The sequence below is a fragment of the Mesorhizobium sp. M0983 genome (assembly GCF_040318975.1).
In the GTDB taxonomy this organism is placed as follows: domain Bacteria; phylum Pseudomonadota; class Alphaproteobacteria; order Rhizobiales; family Rhizobiaceae; genus Mesorhizobium.
In genome coordinates this window covers 89,143-111,874 of sequence record NZ_JAMYNH010000009.1, presented here as the reverse complement: position 1 = coordinate 111,874, position 22,732 = coordinate 89,143, and the positions used below count along the sequence as shown (strand labels likewise).

The window sequence follows — 22,732 nt, the reverse complement described above, 5'->3', positions numbered from 1 at the left end:
ATGCTGCATTCCGATGCCGAAATCCGCCGCCGCATCGATGCGCTCGGCCCATGGTTCCACAATATGGAGCTGGCCGGCGTGGAAACGGCTCCCGATCATTTCCTCGGCAATTACCCGCTGATCAAATGGCGCAAATTCGCCGACGCCATTCCCGCCGATCTTTCCGGCAAGGCGGTGCTCGACATAGGCTGCAATGCAGGTTTCTACTCTATCGAGATGAAACGCCGCGGCGCCGGTCGCGTGCTCGGCATCGACTTCGACGAGGCATACCTTGCGCAGGCGCGCTTTGCCGCTGAGGTTGCGGACTGCGACATCGAATTCCAGCAGCTCTCGGTCTACGACGTTGGCGCGCTGCGTGAGCGGTTCGACATCGTGCTGTTCATGGGAGTGCTCTACCATTTGCGCCATCCCTTGCTCGCTCTCGATCTGATCCGGGAGCACGTTGCCGACGACCTGATGATTTTCCAGTCGATGCAGCGCGGCAGCACCGACGTGCCGGCACTCGAGCAGAATTATCATTTCTGGACGCACGACCTGTTCGACCGGCCGGAGTTCCCAAAGCTGCATTTCATCGAGCATCGTTATGCCGACGACCCGACCAACTGGTGGATTCCCAATCGCGCCTGCACCGAAGCCATGCTGCGCAGCGCCGGCTTCGAGATCGTGCTGCAACCCGAGCAGGAGGTCTATTTCTGCCGCACCGCCGACGTACCGGCCGGCGGCGGCGCCATCTACCCGTCGAAAGGACAGATAAATGATTGAAGCCGCGATGATCTGGAACGAGCCAAACAACAAATCCCACTGGGATCCAGAGCTCGATCCCGACTGGAGCCGCTTCGCCAACATGGCAATCCTGGCCGCCGACGCGATAGCGTCGGAGAATCCGGCCTTGACCAAGGTCCTTGGCGGCATCTCGCCGATCGACGCCGCCTTCATAACACGGATGCAGGAATTCGGCGTGCTCGATCATGTCGACGCGGTCGCCGTGCACGGCTTTCCGCTCGACTGGAACCTCTGGCAGATCCACGAATGGCCGCAGAAGATTGGCGAAATTTCGGCTGTCACCGATCTTCCGGTATGGGTCAGCGAGGTCGGCGTGTCGACCTTCGGTGCCGAGGAGGTACAGGCCTGGGGCCTGCGCCGGACAGCGGAACTGCTGATCGGCAACGCACCGCGCATCCAATGGTATAGCCTCTACGACCTGCCGCGCGAATGGGAAGCGACGACGCGCCATCGCGAGGCGGAAGGCTCTTCCTACTACCGCCATTTCTACATGGGCCTGCTGCGCCAGGACGGCACGCCAAAGCCCGCGCTCGAGGAATTCCTGCACCACGCGCCGGCAATGGGACTGGTGCAGTGGTTCCATTTCGAAGATCACCGGCTGGATGACGCCGTCGCCTGGATGAAACGGCTCGGCGTCACCAATCTGCGCACCGGGCTTTCCTGGGCCGACAGTTTCAGGCCGAACGCACTTGACTGGTTCGACCGGCAAATGGAGGCGTTGGCCGACTTCGACGTGACGGTCACCTTCTGCTTCACGCCGGAACACCGCGGAATGATGCCGCACCACGCCAGCCCGCCGCTGGTGCCGGCGGAATTCGCCGAATTCTGCGCGGCAATGACGCGCCGCTATGCCGGCAGCATCGCTGCCCCTTCCGCCGGCAGGCAGCGCGCCTCCGCAGCGTGAGGAGCTTCGGCTCGCCAGCCATGACGCTCACCGTCCTCAACGTCGCCTATCCCCTCGCCCCGGTCGGGCCGGATGCGGTCGGCGGCGCCGAGCAGGTGCTGTCGATGCTCGATCAGGCGCTCGTACAGGCCGGACACCGTTCGATCGTGATCGGCTGCCAGGGCTCGCGCGCTGCGGGTGTCCTCATCGAGACGCCGGCCGAACCGGGCGTGCTCGATGAAGCGGCGAAGCGCCGGGCCCAGCGTGCTCATCGCGCAGCAATAGCTACCGCACGCGCACGCTGGCCAATCGACGCGGTTCATTTGCATGGCATCGATTTCGATGCCTATCTGCCGGGCGATGGGCCGACATTGGTGACCTTGCACCTGCCGCTCGACTGGTATTCGGCCGATGCTCTCAGTCCGGCGCGAGAGGATCTGTGGCTGCATGCGGTATCGGCGGCTCAGCAACGAACCGCGCCACCGGGCGCCAGGCTGATCGGGCCGATCCCCAACGGAGTGGACATCGACGCGCTGAGCGAGCCACAGGTCAAGCGTGAGTTTGCGCTCGTGCTCAGCCGAATCTGCCCGGAAAAGGGCATTCATCTGGCGCTTGACGCAGCCAAGAAGGCCAACGTACCGCTGGTCATCGGCGGCAAAGTCTATCCCTACGAAACCCACACAGCGTATTTTCGCGACGAGGTCGAGCCGCGGCTGGACAGTCGGCGCCGCTTCCTCGGTCCGCTCGGCTTTGTCGCCAAGCGGCGCCTGCTCAACACAGCCCGCTGCCTGGTCGTCCCGAGCCTTGCCGCGGAAACCAGTTCTCTCGTCGCCATGGAGGCACTCGCCTGCGGCACCCCCGTGGTGGCCTTCCCGAATGGCGCACTGCCGGATGTGGTCGAGCATGGCAAGACGGGGTATCTCGTCAGAGATGTCGACGAAATGGCGGAAGCCATCGTTGCCGCACCCGGCCTGGACCCTGAGACCTGCCGGGCCGAGGCGCGGCGCCGCTTTTCACTCGACCGCATGGTCTCCTCCTACATGGACGCCTATCGGGCGCTGGCACGGCTCGGCACAGACAGCGGACAGCTCGCGGCGGCGAAGTGAGCGGGACATGCTCCGCAGCGAGATCATCGACGATGCGGCGGGCCTCGAAGCCCTCGGGCCACACTGGTGGGAACTCTGGTCGCGCAGTCCCTCGGCGACGCCGTTCCAGTCTCCCGCATGGCTGGTGCCGTGGTGGCGGACATTCGCTCCTGGTGAGCTTGCGACGGTCGCCGTCTGGAGTGGCGATGACCTGGTCGGCTTGGCGCCACTCTATCTGGAACACCGGGAAGCCGGCGCGCGATTGCTTCCGCTCGGGATTTCGTTGAGCGACTATCTGGACCTCCTTTGTCTTCCCGAGATCGCCGAACCGGTCGGCGCCGTCATCGCCGGCTCGGTTCTTTCCATCGGCTGGTCACAGTGGATCTTGCCGGATCTGCCGGCCGGCGGTGCCGGCCTCGCCATCTGCCATGCCGCGCTCGAAACAAGCCAGGCTGTCAGCCACGCTGCTTGCCCGGTGCTTTCCCTCACGGGCGATGAGACGCTTCTCAGCTGTGTTCCGGCGCGGCGACGGCGCCAATTGCGCCGCGCCCATAGAGCTGCTTCGAGACGTGGCCGGGTCTCCATCGAACCCGTTTTGTCCGATCCGCAGACATTCCTCGATCATTTGATCCGCCTCCACCGCGCGCGCTGGGCCGGAAACGGCGACGGCGTCCTGTCCGATACCCGCGTGGAAGAATTCCACCGTCAGGCGCTGCCGCTGTTGGCTGCTCAGGCACTTGCCCGATGCTGGCTTGTCGCCATCGGTGGCGCGATCGTGGGCGCCTATTACGGGTTTCATCATCGGGGCCGCGCTTACGCTTACCTCGGTGGCTTCGATCCGGCCTATGCGGAGGAAAGTCCCGGCGCGCTGCTCATCGGCCAGGCGATAAGGCAGGCGATCTGCGAAGGCGCGGAAGAGTTCGATTTTCTGCGCGGACAAGAGGCCTACAAATACAGCTGGGGCGCCGTCGACCGGTGGACGATGCGCAAGATCTGGACGCGGAGCAAAGGGCGATGAGCGCGACCCAACCGGGATCTCGGTGGTCGACATCAGCAAGGCGGGTGCTGGAGGAATGCATGGCAGATGGTGCCGGCGTCGAAGCCGTCATCGCCAGGCTGGCTCTCCGTTTCGAGACAGGAATCGAAGCCGCAGAACTGGCGAAGATTGCGCAAGACATGCACTCGGCCGAACCGCGAAAGACGGCAAAACTACAGCGGATTGCCGACCTGCTTCAGCGCAGGCCCGAGATCTTCGCCACGCTGCGCAAAACGGGTGCTGCCGTTCGGCACGAACGCGGTGAGGGAGAGACCGGCGATGCGGTCGTCAAGCGGCTGGCAGCCGGGTTTGACGCGGCGGCGGCGATCTCCCCGGCGGCGAGCGTCCAGCTGTCGTCGCTGGGCAACGAGGAAAAGCTCTCGGCCGCTACGGCTGAGATCGTTGCATGGCTGGAGAGGCGAGGTTTTAGCGGCGCAAATAACGACATCCTGGATATTGGCTGTGGTATCGGTCGCTTCGAACAGGCGCTCTCCGCTCTATCGCACCGGATCGTCGGCATCGACATATCCGCGGCGATGATCTCGATCGCTCGCCGGCGATGCGCCGGGCTCGGCAATGTGGAATTTCGCCCTACCCAAGGTTTCGATCTTGCCGATTTCGGCAATGCGAGCTTCGACCGCGTGCTGGCCGTCGACAGCTTTCCCTATTTGGTGCTGGCCGGCCTCGCCGAACGGCATTTCGTGGAAATCGGGCGCGTGCTGAAGAGGCCGGGCATGGCCGTGCTTTTGAATTATTCATATCGCGGATCGCCGGCGCTGGATCGCGCCGACGTTCATAACTTCGCCAATGCAAATGGCATGCAAATCCTCGTCGACGGCGAAAAGCCGTTCCGGCACTGGGACGGCGATGCCTTCCTGCTTACGATTTCCAGCGGAACATTGTGGCCCAACGCTGGTTCGGATGCCGAACAGGAAAAGCCGCTCGACAGTATGAAGGAGGACAAGATGGCGTCCGGCAGCAAGAAGCACATCGGTCGCGGCAGTCATGGCAAAGGCGCTGGCGCTGGCGCAATGACCGATCTTCCCAAGGACAAGATCGGAGAGAACGCTGTTCTGTCCAACAGAGACAAGAAGCAGCACAGCAAGGAGCGTGGGCTCGACGGCAATCGGGTCAAGTCCGAGCAGTACCAGGATCATTCAGGGGATCGACGGCCTGAAGACTGATCGTTGCGGCGGCATGTGGCTTGCAGCCGGTGAGCAATTGAAAACGCAGCGAGAGCCAACCGCTGACGAAGCTGTGCAAGGACCGAAGCCGGTCGCATGGATAGCTTGCAAATTCTTGCAAACTCGCACTGTTGCCACCAGAGTGAGGTGAAGGGACTAACATTTGCCAAGAGAACGCGATGTCTCGCTCAAGGGAAGATTCCGTCAGCACGCGTGCCGATCTGAGGATAGACCGGGAAATCGCTTCCTTGCTTGCGGCCATCGAACAGGAAAGGGTTCCTGACCGGCTGACCAAACTTGCGATTGAATTGCAGAACGCGCTTGTGGAAAGACGATTGCGCGAAACCAGCAATTAGCGTGACATGTATTAGCGGCGCCTCTCGGCTTCGAAGTCCAATTGTCCTTCGGATAGATAGCTGCGCCTTTCCATCAGCGTTTGCGAGGAACTTTCGCCAAGGTATTCCAGCACGCCGGCGCGTGCGCGGTTGAGCCGGCTTTTCACGGTTCCCACCGCGCAACCGCATATTTCGGCAGTCTCCTCATAGCTGACGCCCAGCACGCCTATCAGCATCAGAACCTCGCGCTGGTGCTCGGGAAGGCTCTGGATGGCCTGGTGGACTTCCTTGCCCTGTACGGACCATTCCTGCGTCGCTTCCGAGATCGGCCGCAGCGAAGCGCAGTCGAGCAGGCCGGGCGCTTCCCTCACTGCGGCTCTGACACGCGTGTAGTAGGTGTTGCGCATGATGGTGAAGAGCCATGACTTCATGCGCGTTCCAGCCTCGAACTTGTCGATGTTGGCCAGTCCCTTGGTCAGCGTCTCCTGGACCAGGTCGTCTGCATCATCGGGGGTGCGGCAGAAAGTACGCGCGAAAGCCCTTAAGGCGGGTATGAGGTGGACGATGGAAACTTCTTCGGTTTCGCGGGTCGCGAAGGCGTAGCCTGTGGGTGGCAATGGTCCAGCTCCCGTCCAGAATGAGTTCGTGAGCGCAGACCAGTTAAATGCATTGGGCGAAAGATCGTTCCGGCTGGCGAAAATCACCCGGCTCCAGAAACCGGAGAGGCTTGGCTGGGCACTCCAGCCGGCGGCGATATTTTTGACGGAACAACCACCGGTATCGCGGAGTTCGAAGCGAGGTCGTCCGAAAATCCGGGGGACCGCCATTGGCGCGTCGAAACGCGATTCGCAGCGAGCCTTGGCCGCCACCTCAAGGACAGTCCGCCACCTCAAAACAGGAGGAATCCATGACAGGAAACAAGCACGCCAAAGGCAAAACGCCGGCCGATAGCGACCTTGCCAACGATCCCGGCATCGGCAGTTCCAAGGGCACGATCAAGGAGGGCGACCGGCTCGATCAGGGCGACAACACGTTCGAAGGCGATGTCGAGAACGACACCACGCCTCAAGGCGGTATCAATCCCCGGCAAAAGATGCGGACCAACAAGTGACGCCAGCATCGGCCGGCGCACGATCGAACAAATCCGCTGCAACCCGTGCACCAATCCCGCGTTAACGGGCATCGGCCTCGTGTCCGCATCGAGCGTTGATGCGACAGGCACTTTCGCGGAGACACAGATGACAAAAAGCTCGTTTGGCCGCCCCGTTCCAATTCTTGTCGGCCTTGGTTTCCCTCGCCATGTCGAAAATATGTGGCAGGCCTATGACGTCTTAAACGAATGGCCGAGCCGCGGCCCGGCGCACATGGCGGCGTTCAACGCCTGTCGCGCCGGGCTGGCTGACGAGGTCGATGCCGAGACGGTGCGCGCGGCGTTCGAAGCATTCGCCCAAAAAGCGGGCATTCTGGCGCACGATGTCGCCGCCGAAATACCAGCAGGCACCAATCCCACTGAGGTTCGCGATGTCGGCTAAAATGCCCAGCAGGCCATGTGACCCGCTGAGGCTAATTTATATCAAGGGTGGTTAAATCGGGAGGACCGCCATGCTGGAGATAAAGTTCGATGCTCCGGTTTGCATCTACTTCGGCAAGCCGGGCCGATCGCGAATGGTCAGCTCCGTTTTCGAGGCTTCTTACTGCCTCAAAAGCGAGAAATGGCCTGCCCGCAATGCCCCGTTGTCGCTGATGGCGGCAGATGCATTGGATGGCGCCCAGATCGGCCAGATTACGGCAGCGGAAGCCCGCGAAGCATTTATCGACGCGGCTTTGGAAGCGAAGATTCTTGTCGAAGGCGAGCCGCATGACACGCATGCCCCGACAGCCTTCATGCCGGACGGCGGGTGAGCTGGCAGGCTGCTTCCCCGCAGTGCCGTTTATCGCGAATGGCTGGCTTCCTCGGCCTTTTTCTTCCGCTGCTGTCTGAGGACCTCGTCGGTTCCGACCAGCTTCTTCGATCCGCCGGGGATCGCGGTGGAAACAACAGCCGGCGGGTCGCTTGCCGGGAAAGAATCCTCCAGACCCGCCTGCAGCTGGTCTTCTAGCGTCTGCGGCTCCTCCGAGCGGCCAGGGGTCCTTCGGGTGTCTACATTCTCCAGCGGCTGTGTCATGTCCGGTGAAGACCTGACTTCTCGAATCCAGCCATAGAGCTGTTCGATGGCAAATTCCTTCATTGTGTCGAAATCGGCCTTTTCGTCACGCGATGCCTCGATTTGGTCGACCATGGTCTTTTCGAACCGTTCGAGGCTCTCGCTTCCACACGCCCGGCAGAGACGCACCAGTGCCTCGCGCAATATGAGCGGCGCAAAGTGCGCTGTCGCCTCGAGCCTGAGCTGCTGCAAACGCTCCGGGGTGGCGGCTTGGACCTTCGACATGCTCGACCTCTTCGCCTTGTGGAGCATGTCAACGAAAATTGTCGGCGGATGTTCCATGACGCACCGCCGGTGCATCGCTCGATCCTCAGCGGTGTGCGCCACCACCGAGTGCCATGCGGATACCGAGACCGACGACGAAGCAGCCTGCCACGCGCTGCTGCCAGAGCTTTACCTTCGGTCGCCTCATGATCCAGGCCCCGAGCGTGCCGGATGCGAGCGCATATGTGCCCAGCACCAGCACACCGGTCATCTTCTGGGTGCCTCCGAGCAGCAGCAATTGCAGTGTAACCGATCCGCGAGCCGGATCGACGAACTGTGGAAGGAAAGCCACCATGAAGGTTATCGGCCAGGGATTTACCAGATTGGCGATCATCCCTTCGCGCGCAGCCGCGAGCGGCCCGACGGCCGCAGGCTTCTCGACTTCGACCCCGTCCGACGGCAACAATACCAAACGTGATCCAAGCCAAACGAGATAGGCCGCGCCCATCCAGCGAAGCATGGCAAAGGCAAGGGGCGACGCCTGGAGCAGCGACGATATGCCGAGGGCAAGGAGCGGCAACTGGACCATGCCGGCGCCGAGGGTCATGCCCAGAACGGTTAACAGGGCAACCTCCCGGCCCTGCCCGATGCCACGCGCCATCACCAGCAGACTGTCAGGCCCCGGCGGCATCTGCATCAAGATGACCGTCCCGAGAAAGGCCGCCCAAGAGGCGTGATCCATGCCGCTACTTCGCCCAGGTTTGGTAAGATGCCTTCGCGCTATCCTTCAACCGACCGGCATCTCGCATCATCTTGAGCGCTTCATCCCTGGTCAGGCCGCATTTGCGGGCAAAGAAATTGATCTCATAGACCTGCTCGGCCGACAGGCCATGTTTGATATGCACTCTTCGCTTGTGTTTGCGTTCGTTCATACAGGCTTGATCCCGTGAGACTTAGCCTCCCCAACTCACATCGGGCCGGCCGGTTCCCCACAGCTTCGTCACGGCGCAGGCTTTTCAGGCGCCGTCTGGCCGGCCGACCCTGTCCTTGAGTTCGTTCAGGAATGCGAGCAGCGCGTCCTCCGGATCGTCGGCCTCTTCGGTCAGCATATCGATGCCCCAGCGGCCGAGAACAGCCTCCTGGACGATGCTCGGCTGCGACATGAAGATGAAGGATTTCGGACGGCTCTTCTCGTAGCCCGACCGCTGCCAGGTCTGCCAAAGCCTATGCAGCAGCAGACGGATGTTCATGTCGGACATGCTGTAGCCGATGAACAGGATGGTGCGCCCCAGCGCGTCGGCCCGAAATTTCACATCGAGCGGCGAATCGAACGACAGCCGTTCAAAATAATCGGTCTCCGCCAGAACCAGCGATTTGTCGTCGTCGAAATCGCCGTGGAATTTGATGATCTGGGTGACCTCGCCTGTTGTCTTGGGCAAGTCCTTTGCATTGGCCACTTTCACAAAGGGCCGGCCATGGATCTCGAAGGCAACCTCCAGGTTGCGATCATAATTGGTGGTGTAGATGATCGGAAAATCGAGCGACACGATAAGCTTGTGGATCGCCGAGCCCCGCACTTTTTCCCGCGATACGCTCCATTCGCGATCCATCCAGCTGCGCAAAGGGCCGAGGCTCCCCTGCTTCAGCCGGTAATATTCGGCAAGGGCCTGATAGTTGGCCTCCGGTGCGCCGATCATGTCCTCGTCGAGGCCGAGCTCGTTTTGCATGTGCTCGATGAGCTTTTGCCAGGACGGTAAGCCGACGCTCATCGATACTCCGGCGCCAACGAACAAGACCGCTCGCCGCTCTTTCACCGATTGAGCCAGTTGCTCGACTGCAGACAGCATCCGACACAACTGCGAACAGCGCCCTCCGTTCCGGCCGAGCCCGGACCACCGCGGGAATAACTCCAATTTGCGGTTGAATGAGAACGCCCGGATCAACTATCCCGAGCGCCGGCCGCCGAGTTTGGCCGACGGAATCCGACATTTATTTCATTCCATTTGGCACTTCTGCGCCTCTCGCGCGTTGGGAGTGTTCAACAAAGACGGCGCAGCTAATGGATCGCCATCGGATTGTCTCAGTAGCATTATGTCTGTTCCTGCTTACAATCGGCGCCGTCCAGCAAAAGGCTTGGGCTCAAGCACCTTGCCCGGCCGACCATGACAAATTGCTGGCCGCCCTCAAGGCCAACGTCAAAGCCAGCGGCGGCCCCGGCAATGGCGGCTTCGATACCAATGAATGGGCGGCAATCGTGGCTCGCGACGGAACTGTCTGCGCCGTCGCCTTCAGCGGGCCTACCGCCGACGCCCAGTGGCCCGGCAGCCGACTGATCGCCGCCGAAAAAGCCAATACGGCCAACGGGCTCAGCCTCGCGCAGATGGCTTTGTCCACCGCGAACCTCTACGCGCCGGTGCAGCCCGGCGGTCCTCTATTCGGCCTCCTGGCCACCAATCCGGTCAATCAGGCGGCAGCCTTTGCGGGCGATCCTTCTACGTATGGAAGCTCCAGCGATCCATTGCTGGGAAAGCCCATCGGCGGTGTCGTCGTGTTTGGCGGTGGCCTGGCTCTCTACGACGGCAAGGGGATCGTCGGGGCCCTCGGGATAAGCGGCGATTCCTCTTGTGCCGACCACAATGTCGCCTGGCGGGTGCGGGCCGCACTCGGGCTGGACAAGGTACCGGCCGGCGTCAACCCAAACCGCAAGGACGCTATCATTTTCGACCTCGATCCCGGCGGCAAGAGCGCTTCCGGCTGGGGCCATCCATTGTGTGCCGGAACCGAGGCGGACGTAGCCGCAGAGCTTGGCGCCGGTGTCGGCGGGTCGATACGCTAATGAGGCAAGTGCGACAGGTGGCAGCGAAAACCAGTGTGTCAGCCAAAAGGGGAGAAAGGCCAATGGCTGCGATGCTGGGATGGACGCTGCTGGCAGGCTTCGCGCTAGTTACCACGGCGGTTGCTCAGTCAACGTCAAGCTTTGCGATAAATCCGCCGTCCGCAGCTGCTCCGCCCGACGACGGCCAGTGGGCGATGCCGGCAAAGAACTACGCCTCGACCCGCTACAGCGAACTTGCGGAAATCACCGAGGACAACGTCAAGAACCTGCAGGTGGCCTTCACATTCTCCACTGGCGTCAACAAGGGCCAGGAGGCTGCGCCCCTGGTCGTCGGCAACACGATGTACATCGTGACGCCGTTTCCCAACATCCTCTACGCGCTTGACCTTACCAAGCCCGGCGCGCCGATGAAGTGGAAATTCGAGCCCAATCCCGAGCCTGCGGCGCAGGGCGTTGCCTGTTGCGACGTGGTCAACCGCGGTGCGGTCTTCTTCGACGGGCGCATCTATTTCAACACGCTCGACGGCCATACCATCGCCGTTGATGCAGCCACCGGCAAACCGGTCTGGAACACCCATATCGGCAACATCAATATCGGCGAGACCATCACCATGGCGCCGCTGGTGGTCAAGGGCAAGGTGCTGGTCGGCAATTCCGGCGGCGAAATGGGCGTGCGCGGCTGGATCAAGGCGCTCGACGCCGGCGACGGGCACGTCGTCTGGACGGCCTACAACACCGGCCCGGACGCCGAGGTGCTGATCGGCCCCGATTTCAAGCCGCATTACGACATGGACAAGGGCAAGGATCTCGGCGTGACGTCATGGCCGCCCGATGCGTGGAAGATCGGCGGCGGCAATGTGTGGGGCTGGATCTCCTATGATCCGGATCTGAACCTTATCTTCCACGGCACCGGAAATCCCGGCCCGTGGAATCCGGATCTGAGGCCCGGCGACAACAAATGGACCGCCGGCATCTTTGCCCGCGATCCCGACACCGGCGCAGCCAAATGGTTCTATCAATGGACCCCGCACGACCTCCATGATTACGACGGCATCAACGAGCAGGTGCTGCTCGACATGACTTGGCAGGGCAAGCTCCGCAAGGTCCTGGTCCGACCGGAACGCAACGGCTATGTCTATTTGCTGGACCGCACGACGGGGGAGGTATTGTCGGCGGTGCCGTTCGGGCCTGTCAATTCCAGCAAGGGCGTCGACCTCAAGACCGGCCGGCTGATTGTAAATCCCGACAAAAAAACCGGCACCGGTAAGGTCGTGCGCGACATCTGCCCCACCGCATCCGGGCTAAAGGACTGGCAGCCTTCGGCGTTCTCGCCAAAGACCGGCCTGCTCTACATTCCGCACAATAACATGTGCATGGACGAAGAAGGCGTCGAGGTGAATTACATCGCCGGGACGCCCTATGTCGGCATGAACGTGCGCATGATTCCGGGGCCGGGCGGCAATCGCGGCGCTTTCACCGCCTGGGATGTCGCCGCCGCCAAGCCGGCGTGGAGCCTGAAGGAGAACTTTCCGGTGTGGAGCGGCGCCGTCGCCACCGCCGGCAATGTCGTGTTCTATGGCACGATGGAAGGCTGGTTCAAGGCGGTCAGCGCCAGGACCGGCGCGCTGCTTTGGCAGTTCAAGACGTCGTCCGGCATCATCGGCCAGCCGATCACCTATCGCGGCCCAGACGGGCACCAATATGTCGCGGTCCTTTCGGGCGTCGGCGGCTGGGCTGGGGCGATCGTATCCGGCGATCTCGACCCGCGCGACGCCACCGCCGCGCTGGGCTTCGTCAACGTCATGAAGGATCTGAAGGATGTAACCACGCCGGGAGGTACGCTGTATGTGTTCCGGCTGCCTTGAGACGATCGGCCGAGTTGCGCGGCCACGGAGAACGCGACCGCGGCGGCTTGCCGCCGCGGTCGGTGCACTGGCGCTCTCGCTTGTTGCCCCCCTTGCCGATGCGCGCGAATTGAGAATCTGCGCCGATCCCAACAACATGCCGTTCTCCAATGCCGCCAGGGAGGGCTTTGAAAACAAGATTGCCGAACTCGTCGCCGAGGAGCTTGGTGCGACTGTTTCCTACACATGGTGGGCACAGCGGCGCGGCTTTGTGCGCAACACGCTGAAAGCCGGCCTGTGCGATCTGGTGCCCGGCACACCCGCCAATCTCGAAATGCTGCGCACCACCGCGCCCTACTACCGGTCTTCCTACGTCTTCGTGACACGAAAGGATGCGCCGGAAATCACGTCCTTCAACGATCCTCGCCTGCGCGATCTGCACATCGGCGTCCAGCTGATCGGCGACGACGGCGCCAACTCGCCACCCGTCCAGGCGCTCGGGCGCCGCGGCATCGTCGGCCATCTCATCGGCTTCCCGGTCTATGGCGACTATTCCGCGCCGAACCCGCCAGCGCGCATCATCGAGGCGGTGGCGAATGGCGACATCGATGTTGCCGTCGTCTGGGGACCGTTGGCCGGCTACTTCGCCGCCAGGCAAAAAGCTCCGTTACGAATTACGCCGGTTGCGCCGCGTATCGACGGTCCGCTGCTGCCGATGATCTACGACATCTCGATGGCCGTGCGCCGCGACGACGATGCACTGCGCGGTGAGGTAGACGCAGCTATTGCCAAACACCGCGCCGAGATCGATACGATCCTGGCGGAATATGGCGTGCCTCGCCTCGACGGCGCCGGGGCGGCAGTGCGATGAACCGCGGCCTTCCATGCTTGCTGTCGGCGATGCTCGTCCTTGCCGCTTGCCAGCGCGAGGAACGCGACACGCGTCCACAGTCGGTGCTCGGCTCGGGCAACCAACCGGCGGCTGTGACGGCCCTCGAGCCGGGCGGCCAACGGCCGGCCTCGTCCGACAACAAGGCCGGCGTGTTCGAGGCCAACGCCTTCCACCTCAGCGAGGGCAAGCGTCTGTTCAACTGGTTCAACTGTTCCGGCTGCCATGCCAATGGCGGCGGCGGCATGGGCCCGGCCCTCATGGACCAGAAGTGGCTCTATGGCAGCTCGATCGAAAGCATCCACGCCACGATCAGGGACGGCCGGCCGAACGGCATGCCGAGCTTCCGCGACAAGATCCCTGACGACCAGATCTGGGAGCTTGCCGCCTTCGTCCGCGCGCTGAGCGGCAACGCGCCAAAGTCCGCTGCGCCGAGCCGCGACGACGACATGATGCCCCATCCATCCGAAAATCGCCTGCCGGACGCCGCGACGCTGGGGAAGTCGCCGTGAACCGCCTTCTTTGCAGGGTGTGCTGCAGCACAGCCTGCATGCTGCTCCTTGCAGGATGCAGCGGCTGGCAATCCGCGCTCGACCCGAAAGGCCCGGCCGCGGGCGAGCTTGCATGGCTGATCTGGTTCTTCACCGCGCTGTGCACGGCGGTCTGGCTTCTGGTGATGGCCGTGCTGATTACGCCATTGGCCCGGCGCCCGGCGCCGCTCGGCGATCCGCTTGTCCTCGACGCTGCCGCCGAGCGCAGCAAGATGCGAATTGTCGTCGCCGCACTCGCCGCTACCGCCCTGATCCTGGTCGGCCTGACGCTGCTGAGCTACTTCGCTAACCGGACGCTCGCCGCCATCGGCTCGGATGCGGCGCTGACGATCCGGGTGACCGGGCATCAATGGTGGTGGGAGGTGCGCTACGAAAACGATCAGCCGAACCGCATCCTGACGACCGCCAATGAAATCCATATCCCGGCGGGGGAGCCGGTGCGGCTTGTCGTGACCTCGACCGACGTCATCCATTCCTTCTGGGTGCCGAACCTCTCGGGCAAGCTGGACCTCATTCCAGGCCACGAGAACGTTCTCGATCTGAAGGCGGACAAGCCCGGCGTCTATCGCGGCCAGTGCGCCGAGTTCTGCGGCGCGCAGCACGCCAATATGAGCACCTTCATCGTCGCCGAACCCCGGCCCGTCTTCGACGCGTGGCTGAACGATCAGCTGCGGCCGGCGGTCGCTCCTGCCTCTGGCGAGGCAAAAGCCGGCCATGACCTATTCCTCAAACGGCCTTGCGTGATGTGCCACAAGATCGGCGGCACCATCGCCGGCGGTACGGTCGCTCCCGACCTTACACATATCGCAAGCCGGCAGACGCTCGCTGCCGGAACGCTGGCGATGAGCCGCGGCAATCTCGCAGCCTGGATAGCCGATCCGCAAGGGATCAAGCCAGGTGCCCACATGCCCGTGGTGGGACTAAACGGGGACGAGCTGAATGCGATCGTAGCCTATCTCGAAGGCCTGAAATGAGCAGCGCCGACCTAGCCCATGAGCGTGACCTCGCCCAGCAACGCGCCGCAGCACAAAAGGGTGACCTAGCTCCCGAGCACGACGGTCCTCGCGATACCGGCCTCGACGACGCCAGCCTTGACCGCTGGCTGGCGCGGACATGGCAGACGGCACCGGGCATCATCGGTGCGCTCTCGAGCGTCGACCACAAAATTGTCGCGCGGCGCTACCTGATCACCGCCTTCTTCTTCCTGTGCCTCGGTGGCCTCAGCGCCGTTGCCATGCGCATCCAACTGTCGGGGCCGGAGCGCGGGCTGATCGGGCCCGACCGCTACAACCAGCTGTTCACCATGCATGGCGTAACCATGATGTTCTTGTTTGCAGTGCCGATCGTTCAGGCGACTGGCATCTACCTCGTGCCGCTGATGGTCGGCACCCGCAACATCGCCTTTCCGCGCCTCAATGCATTCAGCTTCTGGATTTATCTCTCCGGTGGCCTCTTCGCCTGGGTGTCGTTTGCACTCGACATGGCGCCCGACGTCGGCTGGTTCTCCTATGTGCCGCTGTCCGGCCCTGAATTCGGGCCAGGCAAGCGTTCCGACGTGTGGGCGCAGATGATCACCTATACCGAAGTGTCGTCGTTGGCGGTCGCGGTTGCCACCATCGTCACCGTGCTGAAGCAACGCGCGCCGGGCATGTCGCTGGACAAGATTCCGCTCTACGTCTGGGCGCTGCTGGTCACCTCCTTCGTGATCGTGTTCGCCATGCCGGCGGTCATGATCACGTCGACGTTCCTGATCCTCGACCGGCTGGTCGGCACCCATATCTTCAATCCCGCCGAGGGTGGCGACGTACTGCTCTTCCAGCACCTGTTCTGGTTCTTCGGCCACCCCGAAGTCTACATCATTTTCCTGCCGGCCACCGGCATGGTGTCCTCGATCATCGCCGCTTTCGCCCGGCGTCCGGTATTCGGCTATCTGGGCATGGTTCTGTCGCTGATTTCGGTCGGCTTTCTGTCGTTCGGCCTGTGGGTCCACCACATGTTCGCAACCGGCTTGCCGAAGCTCGGCGCGAGCTTCTTCACCGCGTCGAGCATGCTGATCGCCATCCCGAATGGGCTGCAGATCTTCTGCTGGCTGGCGACATTGTGGGACGGAAAGCCGATAGTCAGGACGCCGCTGCTGTTCGTGTTCGGCTTCTTCTTCACCTTCGTCGCAGGCGGCCTGACCGGCGTGATGCTGGCCTCGGTCCCATTGGACCTGCAAGTGCACGACACCTATTTCGTGGTCGCGCATTTCCATTACGTGCTGATCGGCGGGTCGGTGTTCCCGCTGCTCGGCGCGACCTATTTCTGGTTCCCCAAGATCACCGGCCGGATGATGAACGAGCGTCTCGGACGCTGGCACTTCTGGCTTGCCTTCATAGGCTTCAATGCGGCGTTCTTTCCGATGCACATTGTCGGGCTGTGGGGCATGCCGCGCCGGGTCTACACCTATCCGGCGGAGCTCGGCTGGGGCAACATCAACCTGTGCATCACAGCCGGCGCGGTCGTCCTGTTCCTGAGCTTCGTGCTGTTTACCATAAACCTGGTTCACAGCGCCTTGAGGGGCGCGCCGGCCGGGGACAATCCCTGGAATGCGGGCACTCTGGAATGGGCGACAATGTCTCCGCCGCCTAACTACAATTTCGCCCATATTCCGGTGGTTACACATGCCGAGCCGCTGTGGGCCGAACGCGATACGCTGCCGGTGGCGACTGGGCTTCGTGTCGACGTGCGCGAACTTGTTATTTCGACCGTGGCAGAGGCGCATCCCGATGTGCGCGAGAAGTCGGCGACGCCATCGATCTGGCCGTTATTCGCCGCCCTCGCCGTGGGCGCCACCTTTCTCTATTCGATCTTCAGCCCGTGGGCGGTGGTCTGGGGAGCCGGGCCGATCGCCATCACCTTGATCGGCTGGTTCTGGCCGAAAGGCGATCCGGAGGACGAGGAATGAAACAGCGCCCGGCCGCGGATCTTTCCGAACTCCCGACCTTCGGGCTCGGACCGCGCAGCCCGACCTGGTGGGGCACCCTCGCCTTCATGGCGCTTGAGGGCACTGGTTTCGCGCTCGCCGCAGGCGCCTATCTCTACCTTGCCTACCTGTCCCCCGAATGGCCGCTCGGCGTGCCGCCGCCCAACCATTGGCCGGGCACCATCGTCATGCTGTTGCTGCTCGCCAGCGTGGTGCCCAACCACATACTGAACCGCTACGCCGAAGCCTGTGCCATGGTGCCGGTGCGCATCGGCCTGCTGGTGATGTCGCTGCTCGGCATCGCACCGCTTGTCGTGCGCTGGTTCGAATTTCCGGCCCTCAACATTTATTGGGATACCAATGCGTATGGCTCGATGCTGTGGGTGCTGCTCGGCCTCCACACCACACATCTGATCACCGATGTCGGCGACACGCTGGTGCTGACGGTTCTGATGTTCACGCGCCATGGCTATAGCGGCCGGCGTTTCGGGGATGTGGGCGACAACGTCTTCTACTGGGATTTCGTGGTCGCGACCTGGATCCCGATCTATCTGTTTATTTACTGGACGCCGAGGCTGGGTTGAGATGCGTGCGGTTCGGTACGGAACTTCCTGGGGTGGGCTGTTGTCGGGGCCATTGGCCTGGGCGGTATCGACGCAACTGAACTACGCGGTTGTCGAGTGGCAGTGCGCTCACAGGATTGCGATCATCCCCGTCATTGCGTTGGTGTTGGCGGTGCTGGCCTTGCTCGGCGGCGCGCTTTCGTGGCGGGCGCGACAGCAAGGCGGCGCCGCCTTCAAACCGGAGCGTACGCGCGGCACCGAAGATTTCGTCGCCAATGTCAGCATTCTAAGCGCGGTGCTGTTTACGCTGGTAATCGTCATGCAGGGCGCTGCCTCGCTCATTCTTGACGGCTGCATACGATGAGCTTCGAGGCGCTCTTCTCGACCTCGATCTGCTACGGTGCCGGCGCCCCTCAGGCCGGTTGGACGCTGGCGCTGCCAATTACGCTGCCGTTGGCAGCGATCGCACTGCTTTACACCGCTGGAGCCGCTCGGTTGTGGCGGCGGAGTGCTCGCAGCCGCCCGTTGCGGCTGTGGCAAGCCCTGCTGTTCGCGGCCGGCTGGGTCATTCTGGCAGCAGCGCTGGTCAATCCGCTCCATGCATTGGGTGAGCGCGTTTTCACCGCCCATATGATCGAACATGAGCTGCTGATGGCGGTGGCGGCGCCCTTGCTGGTCGCCTCCTGTCCGGCCGCGGCGATGATGTGGGCATTGCCGATCAAGCTGCGGCAGGCGCTGGGCACAGCCGGGCACGCCAAGATGCTGCGAGCGGTTTGGGTCGCCATCAGCCGCCCTGCAGCCGCCACCGTCCTGCACGGCGTCGCGATATGGGCGTGGCACGTTCCGGCCCTGTTCGAGGCAGCGCTTGGACAGGGTGCCCTGCACTATGCGCAACATGCCAGCTTCCTCGGTAGCGGCCTGCTGTTCTGGTGGGTGCTGCTGCCGCGCCCCGGCCGCGAACAAGCCTATGGCAGCGCGGTCATGCACCTTTTCTTCACCTCGCTGCACACCGGCCTGCTCGGAGTGCTGCTGCTGGTCTCGCCAAGGCTGTGGTACCCGGAAAACGCCGCCGGCGCAGAATTGTGGAGCCTTAGTCCGCTCGAGGACCAGCAACTCGCCGGTTTGGTGATGTGGGTTCCGGCCGGCCTGATCTATGGCGGCGCGGCGTTGCTGCTGGCTGGCCTGTGGATCCGCTCGAGCAGCCGAAAGGAGGCGCCGCATGCGCTTCACGCTGTCTAAAGCCATAATCGGCGCTGCGGTAATTGTCGTGCTCGTTGCAGCCCTGGCCGGGATTGCGTTGTACTTCGAGCAAAGCCGTCGGGTCGAGCAGAAGGCCGACAATGCGACCGGCGGTGTCGGCGCCCGCGCCATACCGATCATGATGGCCAATGGCTGCGCCGGTTGCCACACCATCACCGGCGTTCCCGGAGCGCAAGGGCTGGTCGGCCCGCGCCTCGACGCCAGCTTGGCCAACCGGGTTTACGTCGGCGGCGTCTTGTACAACAAGCCGGAAAACTTGATCCGCTGGATCCGTGCGGCAAGGGAGATCAGCCCGCATACGGCAATGCCTTCGACCAGAATTTCCGAGCAGGAGGCGCGGGACGTGGCTGCCTACCTCTATTCGCTCAAATGAAAGTCATTGCTCGCCGCGTCGCGACCACAGGCCACGACCGGGATCATAAGCGGCCGCCGCGGCGAGGAAGAACACGACGAGGCAGGCCAGAACTACTTGGCATGAGACCGGCTCGAAGCGCAGATAGAGCGCGAAGCGGATCAGCTCGACTGCATGGCTGAACGGGTTCAGCGCTGCGACCGTCGCAAGCACCGGACCAGCCTCGGCAAGTCGCCACAGTGGATAGAGCGCGGTCGAGGCGAAGAACATCGGAAAGATGACGAAGTTCATCACCCCGGCGAAATTCTCCATCTGGGCCGATACTGACGAGACGAGCAGGCCGAAGGCGCCAAGCATCAGCCCGGACAGCACCAGCGCCGGCAGAACCGCGAGATAGCCGAGCATCGGTGGCCGCACGTCCCAGTAGCGCGCGATCAGCAAGAACAGGTACACGAGCGGCAGGCCGACGACCACACTGGCGAGCAGGCGAGCGCCGAGCAGATACCAGCGCGGCAGCGGCGCGGTCAGCAACAGACGCATGCTGCCCATTTCGCGGTCATAGACCATTGCCAGCGAACTGGCCATGGCGTGGAACAGCAGCATCATCGCGGCCAGCCCGGGCACCACATAGACTTCATACAGCACATAAGTCTGGTAAGGCGGCGTGATCGACAGGCCGAGCACGGAGCGGAAGCCGGCGGCGAAGATGGCCAGCCATACCAATGGCCGGGCAATCGCCGAGATCAGGCGGCCGCGCTGGCGCAGCGTGCGAAGCAGTTCTCGCTGCAAGATGCCGATGAGCGCCCGCAGCGCATGACGGGTTATCATGCCGACTCCGTCAAGCGAGCGAACGCGTCTGCCATGCTGCCGACGCCGAGTTCGGCGGTAATGCGATCGGCGCGGCCTGCCCATCGCACACGGCCGCCGTGAAGCACGACAACATCATCTTCGGCAGTCACCTCCTCAAGGAAATGCGTCGCCCACAATACCGCAATGCCGCGTTCGCGGCATAAGCCGCGAACATGCTGCGCCAGTGCCCGGCGCCCGGGCACGTCCAGTCCGGTGGTCGGCTCGTCGAGCAGGAGAAGGCGCGGCTGGTGCATGAGCGCACGGGCGATCTCGACACGCCGCCGCTGGCCGCCCGACAATGAGCGGATGGGATCGCCGAGCCTGTCGAGGACTTCGAGGCGGCCGAGTTCCTCGCGTGTTCGGACCTTGGTAACGTCGGCGGCAAGACCATGCAGGGCGGCGTGATAGCGTAGGTTCTCGCCCGCCGTGAGATCGAGATCGAGCGTCTGCTGCTGGAAGACGACGCCCATCTGGGCGAGCGCGGTCGCAGGGTCGGTGCGCATGGCGTGTCCGAACACTTGCACCGAGCCAGAACGAGCGTGATAGAGACCGGTAATCAGCGAGAACAAGGTGGTCTTGCCGGCGCCGTTGCGACCAAGCAGGATGCACATCCTGCCCTGCTCGACCGAGAAGGAGATAGCGTCGAGCACCCGCCGGTCCTTGAAACTGTGCCCCAGATTGTCGAGCGACAGCGCTTTCATGGCCCAACCACGACGCCCCACGGACCGCGCCCGACCGGCAGCGATTTGACCACCTCTTCATTCTCAAGGTCGATGACCGAGATATCGCCGGAATTGCCGTTGGCGCTGAATAGGCGTCTCTGATCGTCTGCCAGCGCGACGTGCCATGGCCGCTGGCCGACAAGATAAAGGCGGCGCACCGCCAGCGTGGCCGTGTCAATCTCGGCGATCCGGTTTGCGGGACCCAGCGCGACATACGCAGTGCCGCCGTCACGCGACATCTCGATGCCGACGGCCTGGACGCCTTCGCGGCGAATACCCGGCACCTCAAACTGGACCTTGCCGGTTTCAGCCCGTGTTAAGGTGTCGAAGACCGTCACCGTGCCGCGGATCTCGGAAGAGACCCAAAGCCGCTTTGCGTCCGGGGAGAACGCCGCGGCGCGCGGTCGCGTGTCGACCAGCAAATTATCCACGAGATCGAGCGTGCCGGCGTCGATGAGATGCAGCATGCTCGTCGTCTCCGAGGTGCAGGCGACGTAACGGCCGTCCGCGCTGACCGCCATTCCCTCGGGCTCGACACCGACATCGACGTTGCCGATGACCTTGGCCGAGGCGATTTCCACTACCGAGACCAGATTGTCGTTCTCATTGGCCACAAACAGCCGCTTGCCGTCGGGATGCACGACGAAGAATTCCGGATCGGCTCCCGAAGGCAGTTGGCCGACCACTCGTCTCTTGGCAAGGTCGACGACATCGATGCGATTGTCGTCGCCGACAGCGACAAAGAGGGTCTTCTTGTCAATGGAAAGCGCCAGTCCGCGCGGCCGCCGTCCGACGTCGATCGTTGCCGAGAGGCTCATACTTGCCCCGTCGACGACGGCAACCGCATTGTCCTGTTCGTTCGACACGTAGACGGTTTCGGCAGCAACAGGACCGACCGAGATAAGCACGGACACCACCAGGAGGATTGCGGTCAAAAGCGGCATGCGCTCTCCTCGAGATCGATGCCAAGCGTGTCGAGCGGCGTCCGCTGATGCAGGAAGCCGGGCTGCGGCGAGGCGGAGACCAGCAGGCGAGGCCCAGCAATCAGGATCGGCTGCCGCAGTTGCCCGTCCCATGGACGAAAACTGAGCCCTTGGCCTTTGAAACCGGGGAGAAGAAAATCGTCGCCGCGCATGTAGCCGGCGATGGCTGACGGATCGACGCTGCGCAGCCGCGTCGCGGCCTCGCCGACGCTGCGCACGGCGAGCCAGGCGGCATAGTCGCTCGGCGTCATCCATCGCCCCGCCTGCTTCCGGAAGCGGTCCTGCAACTGCGTCGCTCCCCATTCCTCGGTGACGGCGCTCCAACCGGCCGCAACCAGCCCTTGCGTGCCGGCGACCGGTCGCGGCAGTGCCGTGCGGTCATCGAGATAGGCGCCGAATTCGTCAGCCTCGTCGGCGACGACCAATACATCGTAATCGGCGACCTGCGTGGCGGCCGGTATTTCTGACTGCAGCGTGACATGGCCGGTATCAGCGCGTCCGTTCGCCGGACGGAACGTCCATGGCTGGTCGACGGTGATTTCGGCCCCGAAACGTTGCGCCGCGCGGCGAAAAGCGGCGGCCATCGCCTGGTCGGCAGAATGCGTGCCGACAAGCAGGAACCAGCGCTGCCAGCGCTTCCACACCAGGTACTGCGCCAGGCCGTCGGCGAGCATGGCGCGGCTTGGAATGGTGTGTAGCAGGTTCTTCCTGCAGTCCTGCTGGCGCAGCGCATCGTCGGTAGCGCGGCTGTTGAACAGCAGCATCTTCTCGGCGCCAGGCGCCGCAAGCGCCTGCGTGAGCGGCACAGCGTCAAGATCGGCGACGACAAACGCAAGGCCGGCGCCAGCGAACTGGCCTATCGCGTCCGATGCCGCCTCGGCGGGCTTCAGCACTCGCTCCTCCAGCCGGAAATGCTGGCCGAGAAAGCGCCCGGTCGTATTGTCGTCGGCGATGCCAAGACGTGCGCCTTGCAGCCCGTCATCTGTCGCGAACTGGTCCAGCGGACCCAACTGTAAGGGCGGCTTGCGCGACTGGCCGAGATAGCCGATTACCACCGTCTGAGGCTCGGCAAGACCGGGAGCAGCGACGAAAAGCAACAGGGCAAGAACAGCAAGCGCCAGCCTCATTCCGCTGCAGCTCCCTCTCCCGCAGTGACTGACCGAGGCGGAGTTGGATTAATTCCCCGCCATTGAAAAGGTTCCAC

At 63.1% G+C, this 22,732-nt stretch carries 27 protein-coding genes and 1 pseudogene; 19 read left to right on the top strand and 9 right to left on the bottom strand.

Annotation, left to right across the window (positions count from 1 at the left end; genetic code table 11):
* The 6 genes and pseudogenes from NKH71_RS18280 to NKH71_RS18255 all read left to right on the top strand — a co-directional run bounded on the left by NKH71_RS18280 (nt 1) and on the right by NKH71_RS18255 (nt 4,971).
* Nucleotides 1-762, top strand: coding sequence for a TIGR04290 family methyltransferase (locus NKH71_RS18280; protein WP_023716617.1), 762 nt, complete (start codon nt 1-3; stop codon nt 760-762).
* The gene (locus NKH71_RS18275) at nt 755-1,687 is read left to right on the top strand and encodes a glycoside hydrolase 5 family protein (RefSeq protein ID WP_023716616.1); all 933 of its coding nucleotides are present in this window, start codon (nt 755-757) and stop codon (nt 1,685-1,687) included. The genes NKH71_RS18280 and NKH71_RS18275 overlap by 8 nt, the downstream gene beginning before the upstream one ends.
* A 20-nt stretch (nt 1,688-1,707) precedes the next feature.
* Nucleotides 1,708-2,772: a glycosyltransferase family 4 protein gene (locus NKH71_RS18270; protein WP_352895224.1), complete on the top strand. Its 1,065-nt coding sequence runs from the start codon at nt 1,708-1,710 to the stop codon at nt 2,770-2,772.
* Between the two features lie 7 nt (nt 2,773-2,779).
* Nucleotides 2,780-3,769 (top strand): GNAT family N-acetyltransferase, encoded by a 990-nt coding sequence (locus NKH71_RS18265; protein WP_352789716.1) that lies wholly within the window; start codon nt 2,780-2,782, stop codon nt 3,767-3,769.
* A pseudogene (locus NKH71_RS18260) lies at nt 3,766-4,533 on the top strand (class I SAM-dependent methyltransferase); the annotation flags it as partial. The gene NKH71_RS18265 and the pseudogene NKH71_RS18260, both read left to right, overlap by 4 nt.
* A gap of 219 nt (nt 4,534-4,752) precedes the next feature.
* Nucleotides 4,753-4,971, top strand: a complete 219-nt coding sequence (locus NKH71_RS18255) for a hypothetical protein (protein WP_352590497.1) — start codon at nt 4,753-4,755, stop codon at nt 4,969-4,971.
* A 367-nt stretch (nt 4,972-5,338) separates the two neighbouring features.
* Here the strand turns inward: NKH71_RS18255 and NKH71_RS18250 are convergent, their stop codons facing one another.
* Entirely contained in the window at nt 5,339-5,923 is a 585-nt protein-coding gene (locus NKH71_RS18250; RefSeq protein WP_352895267.1) for a sigma-70 family RNA polymerase sigma factor, read from the bottom strand.
* Nucleotides 5,924-6,213: 290 nt separating this feature from the next.
* Between NKH71_RS18250 and NKH71_RS18245 the strand changes: the two genes are divergently transcribed.
* The 3 genes from NKH71_RS18245 to NKH71_RS18235 all read left to right on the top strand — a co-directional run bounded on the left by NKH71_RS18245 (nt 6,214) and on the right by NKH71_RS18235 (nt 7,208).
* On the top strand, nt 6,214-6,417 hold the full coding sequence (locus NKH71_RS18245; RefSeq protein ID WP_023676144.1) for a hypothetical protein: 204 nt from the start codon (nt 6,214-6,216) through the stop codon (nt 6,415-6,417).
* 127 nt (nt 6,418-6,544) lie between these two features.
* Nucleotides 6,545-6,838, top strand: a complete 294-nt coding sequence (locus tag NKH71_RS18240; protein WP_352493907.1) for a DUF982 domain-containing protein — start codon at nt 6,545-6,547, stop codon at nt 6,836-6,838.
* Nucleotides 6,839-6,908: 70 nt separating this feature from the next.
* Nucleotides 6,909-7,208 (top strand): DUF982 domain-containing protein, encoded by a 300-nt coding sequence (locus tag NKH71_RS18235; RefSeq protein ID WP_352482820.1) that lies wholly within the window; start codon nt 6,909-6,911, stop codon nt 7,206-7,208.
* Between the two features lie 29 nt (nt 7,209-7,237).
* Here NKH71_RS18235 and NKH71_RS18230 read toward each other — a convergent pair whose 3' ends face one another.
* The 4 genes from NKH71_RS18230 to NKH71_RS18215 form a co-directional block, all read right to left on the bottom strand.
* Nucleotides 7,238-7,585: a hypothetical protein gene (locus tag NKH71_RS18230; protein ID WP_352547419.1), complete on the bottom strand. Its 348-nt coding sequence runs from the start codon at nt 7,583-7,585 to the stop codon at nt 7,238-7,240.
* A gap of 235 nt (nt 7,586-7,820) precedes the next feature.
* Nucleotides 7,821-8,411 (bottom strand): LysE family translocator, encoded by a 591-nt coding sequence (locus NKH71_RS18225; protein WP_352895266.1) that lies wholly within the window; start codon nt 8,409-8,411, stop codon nt 7,821-7,823.
* Nucleotides 8,412-8,460: 49 nt separating this feature from the next.
* The gene (locus tag NKH71_RS18220; protein ID WP_352482822.1) at nt 8,461-8,646 is read right to left on the bottom strand and encodes a hypothetical protein; all 186 of its coding nucleotides are present in this window, start codon (nt 8,644-8,646) and stop codon (nt 8,461-8,463) included.
* Nucleotides 8,647-8,730: 84 nt separating this feature from the next.
* A complete protein-coding gene (locus NKH71_RS18215; RefSeq protein WP_502895875.1) occupies nt 8,731-9,561 on the bottom strand; it encodes an SIR2 family NAD-dependent protein deacylase in 831 nt (276 codons plus the stop codon).
* A gap of 323 nt (nt 9,562-9,884) precedes the next feature.
* Here NKH71_RS18215 and NKH71_RS18210 point away from each other — a divergent pair, with 323 nt between their 5' ends.
* From NKH71_RS18210 to NKH71_RS18165, 10 genes are all read left to right on the top strand, one after another.
* A complete protein-coding gene (locus NKH71_RS18210) occupies nt 9,885-10,550 on the top strand; it encodes a heme-binding protein (protein ID WP_502900392.1) in 666 nt (221 codons plus the stop codon).
* A gap of 62 nt (nt 10,551-10,612) precedes the next feature.
* Entirely contained in the window at nt 10,613-12,415 is a 1,803-nt protein-coding gene (locus NKH71_RS18205; protein WP_280940404.1) for a methanol/ethanol family PQQ-dependent dehydrogenase, read from the top strand.
* On the top strand, nt 12,396-13,265 hold the full coding sequence (locus NKH71_RS18200; protein WP_352482827.1) for a substrate-binding domain-containing protein: 870 nt from the start codon (nt 12,396-12,398) through the stop codon (nt 13,263-13,265). The genes NKH71_RS18205 and NKH71_RS18200 overlap by 20 nt, the downstream gene beginning before the upstream one ends.
* Nucleotides 13,262-13,795, top strand: coding sequence for a c-type cytochrome (locus tag NKH71_RS18195; RefSeq protein WP_352638931.1), 534 nt, complete (start codon nt 13,262-13,264; stop codon nt 13,793-13,795). The genes NKH71_RS18200 and NKH71_RS18195 overlap by 4 nt, the downstream gene beginning before the upstream one ends.
* Nucleotides 13,796-13,833: 38 nt before the next feature.
* The gene (coxB, locus tag NKH71_RS18190) at nt 13,834-14,808 is read left to right on the top strand and encodes a cytochrome c oxidase subunit II (RefSeq protein ID WP_352482828.1); all 975 of its coding nucleotides are present in this window, start codon (nt 13,834-13,836) and stop codon (nt 14,806-14,808) included.
* Nucleotides 14,805-16,781, top strand: a complete 1,977-nt coding sequence (gene ctaD, locus NKH71_RS18185) for a cytochrome c oxidase subunit I (RefSeq protein ID WP_352482829.1) — start codon at nt 14,805-14,807, stop codon at nt 16,779-16,781. Before coxB ends, ctaD begins: the two co-directional genes overlap by 4 nt.
* Complete coding sequence (locus tag NKH71_RS18180; protein WP_352482830.1) at nt 16,778-17,383, top strand: cytochrome c oxidase subunit 3; 606 nt, start codon at nt 16,778-16,780, stop codon at nt 17,381-17,383. Before ctaD ends, NKH71_RS18180 begins: the two co-directional genes overlap by 4 nt.
* A 1-nt stretch (nt 17,384) precedes the next feature.
* The gene (locus NKH71_RS18175; protein ID WP_023716597.1) at nt 17,385-17,726 is read left to right on the top strand and encodes a hypothetical protein; all 342 of its coding nucleotides are present in this window, start codon (nt 17,385-17,387) and stop codon (nt 17,724-17,726) included.
* Nucleotides 17,723-18,601: a cytochrome c oxidase assembly protein gene (locus NKH71_RS18170; RefSeq protein WP_352482832.1), complete on the top strand. Its 879-nt coding sequence runs from the start codon at nt 17,723-17,725 to the stop codon at nt 18,599-18,601. The genes NKH71_RS18175 and NKH71_RS18170 overlap by 4 nt, the downstream gene beginning before the upstream one ends.
* Nucleotides 18,582-18,995 (top strand): c-type cytochrome, encoded by a 414-nt coding sequence (locus NKH71_RS18165; protein ID WP_023716595.1) that lies wholly within the window; start codon nt 18,582-18,584, stop codon nt 18,993-18,995. The genes NKH71_RS18170 and NKH71_RS18165 overlap by 20 nt, the downstream gene beginning before the upstream one ends.
* A 3-nt stretch (nt 18,996-18,998) precedes the next feature.
* Here the strand turns inward: NKH71_RS18165 and NKH71_RS18160 are convergent, their stop codons facing one another.
* From NKH71_RS18160 to NKH71_RS18145, 4 genes are read right to left on the bottom strand one after another with little or no spacing between them, the layout of a single operon-like run.
* On the bottom strand, nt 18,999-19,802 hold the full coding sequence (locus NKH71_RS18160) for a lanthanide ABC transporter permease protein PedC (protein ID WP_023716594.1): 804 nt from the start codon (nt 19,800-19,802) through the stop codon (nt 18,999-19,001).
* A complete protein-coding gene (locus NKH71_RS18155) occupies nt 19,799-20,524 on the bottom strand; it encodes a lanthanide ABC transporter ATP-binding protein PedB/LutE (RefSeq protein WP_023716593.1) in 726 nt (241 codons plus the stop codon). The genes NKH71_RS18160 and NKH71_RS18155 overlap by 4 nt, the downstream gene beginning before the upstream one ends.
* On the bottom strand, nt 20,521-21,489 hold the full coding sequence (locus NKH71_RS18150; protein ID WP_023716592.1) for a PQQ-dependent catabolism-associated beta-propeller protein: 969 nt from the start codon (nt 21,487-21,489) through the stop codon (nt 20,521-20,523). Before NKH71_RS18150 ends, NKH71_RS18155 begins: the two co-directional genes overlap by 4 nt.
* Entirely contained in the window at nt 21,477-22,655 is a 1,179-nt protein-coding gene (locus NKH71_RS18145; protein WP_352895222.1) for a lanthanide ABC transporter ABC transporter substrate-binding protein PedA1, read from the bottom strand. The genes NKH71_RS18150 and NKH71_RS18145 overlap by 13 nt, the downstream gene beginning before the upstream one ends.
* Nucleotides 22,656-22,732: the final 77 nt, after the last annotated feature.

Excerpts from the sequence above, each read along its gene's own strand:
- NKH71_RS18280 (WP_023716617.1), top strand. The coding sequence starts at position 1 with ATGCTGCATTCCGATGCCGAAATCCGCCGCCGCATCGATGCGCTCGGC.
- NKH71_RS18275 (WP_023716616.1), top strand. The coding sequence starts at position 755 with ATGATTGAAGCCGCGATGATCTGGAACGAGCCAAACAACAAATCCCAC.
- NKH71_RS18270 (WP_352895224.1), top strand. The coding sequence starts at position 1,708 with ATGACGCTCACCGTCCTCAACGTCGCCTATCCCCTCGCCCCGGTCGGG.
- NKH71_RS18265 (WP_352789716.1), top strand. The coding sequence starts at position 2,780 with ATGCTCCGCAGCGAGATCATCGACGATGCGGCGGGCCTCGAAGCCCTC.
- NKH71_RS18255 (WP_352590497.1), top strand. The coding sequence starts at position 4,753 with ATGGCGTCCGGCAGCAAGAAGCACATCGGTCGCGGCAGTCATGGCAAA.
- NKH71_RS18245 (WP_023676144.1), top strand. The coding sequence starts at position 6,214 with ATGACAGGAAACAAGCACGCCAAAGGCAAAACGCCGGCCGATAGCGAC.
- NKH71_RS18240 (WP_352493907.1), top strand. The coding sequence starts at position 6,545 with ATGACAAAAAGCTCGTTTGGCCGCCCCGTTCCAATTCTTGTCGGCCTT.
- NKH71_RS18235 (WP_352482820.1), top strand. The coding sequence starts at position 6,909 with ATGCTGGAGATAAAGTTCGATGCTCCGGTTTGCATCTACTTCGGCAAG.
- NKH71_RS18230 (WP_352547419.1), bottom strand. The coding sequence starts at position 7,585 with ATGGTCGACCAAATCGAGGCATCGCGTGACGAAAAGGCCGATTTCGAC.
- NKH71_RS18225 (WP_352895266.1), bottom strand. The coding sequence starts at position 8,411 with ATGCAGATGCCGCCGGGGCCTGACAGTCTGCTGGTGATGGCGCGTGGC.
- NKH71_RS18220 (WP_352482822.1), bottom strand. The coding sequence starts at position 8,646 with ATGAACGAACGCAAACACAAGCGAAGAGTGCATATCAAACATGGCCTG.
- NKH71_RS18215 (WP_502895875.1), bottom strand. The coding sequence starts at position 9,561 with ATGCTGTCTGCAGTCGAGCAACTGGCTCAATCGGTGAAAGAGCGGCGA.
- NKH71_RS18205 (WP_280940404.1), top strand. The coding sequence starts at position 10,613 with ATGGCTGCGATGCTGGGATGGACGCTGCTGGCAGGCTTCGCGCTAGTT.
- NKH71_RS18200 (WP_352482827.1), top strand. The coding sequence starts at position 12,396 with ATGTGTTCCGGCTGCCTTGAGACGATCGGCCGAGTTGCGCGGCCACGG.
- NKH71_RS18195 (WP_352638931.1), top strand. The coding sequence starts at position 13,262 with ATGAACCGCGGCCTTCCATGCTTGCTGTCGGCGATGCTCGTCCTTGCC.
- coxB (WP_352482828.1), top strand. The coding sequence starts at position 13,834 with ATGCTGCTCCTTGCAGGATGCAGCGGCTGGCAATCCGCGCTCGACCCG.
- ctaD (WP_352482829.1), top strand. The coding sequence starts at position 14,805 with ATGAGCAGCGCCGACCTAGCCCATGAGCGTGACCTCGCCCAGCAACGC.
- NKH71_RS18180 (WP_352482830.1), top strand. The coding sequence starts at position 16,778 with ATGAAACAGCGCCCGGCCGCGGATCTTTCCGAACTCCCGACCTTCGGG.
- NKH71_RS18175 (WP_023716597.1), top strand. The coding sequence starts at position 17,385 with ATGCGTGCGGTTCGGTACGGAACTTCCTGGGGTGGGCTGTTGTCGGGG.
- NKH71_RS18170 (WP_352482832.1), top strand. The coding sequence starts at position 17,723 with ATGAGCTTCGAGGCGCTCTTCTCGACCTCGATCTGCTACGGTGCCGGC.
- NKH71_RS18165 (WP_023716595.1), top strand. The coding sequence starts at position 18,582 with ATGCGCTTCACGCTGTCTAAAGCCATAATCGGCGCTGCGGTAATTGTC.
- NKH71_RS18160 (WP_023716594.1), bottom strand. The coding sequence starts at position 19,802 with ATGATAACCCGTCATGCGCTGCGGGCGCTCATCGGCATCTTGCAGCGA.
- NKH71_RS18155 (WP_023716593.1), bottom strand. The coding sequence starts at position 20,524 with ATGAAAGCGCTGTCGCTCGACAATCTGGGGCACAGTTTCAAGGACCGG.
- NKH71_RS18150 (WP_023716592.1), bottom strand. The coding sequence starts at position 21,489 with ATGCCGCTTTTGACCGCAATCCTCCTGGTGGTGTCCGTGCTTATCTCG.
- NKH71_RS18145 (WP_352895222.1), bottom strand. The coding sequence starts at position 22,655 with ATGAGGCTGGCGCTTGCTGTTCTTGCCCTGTTGCTTTTCGTCGCTGCT.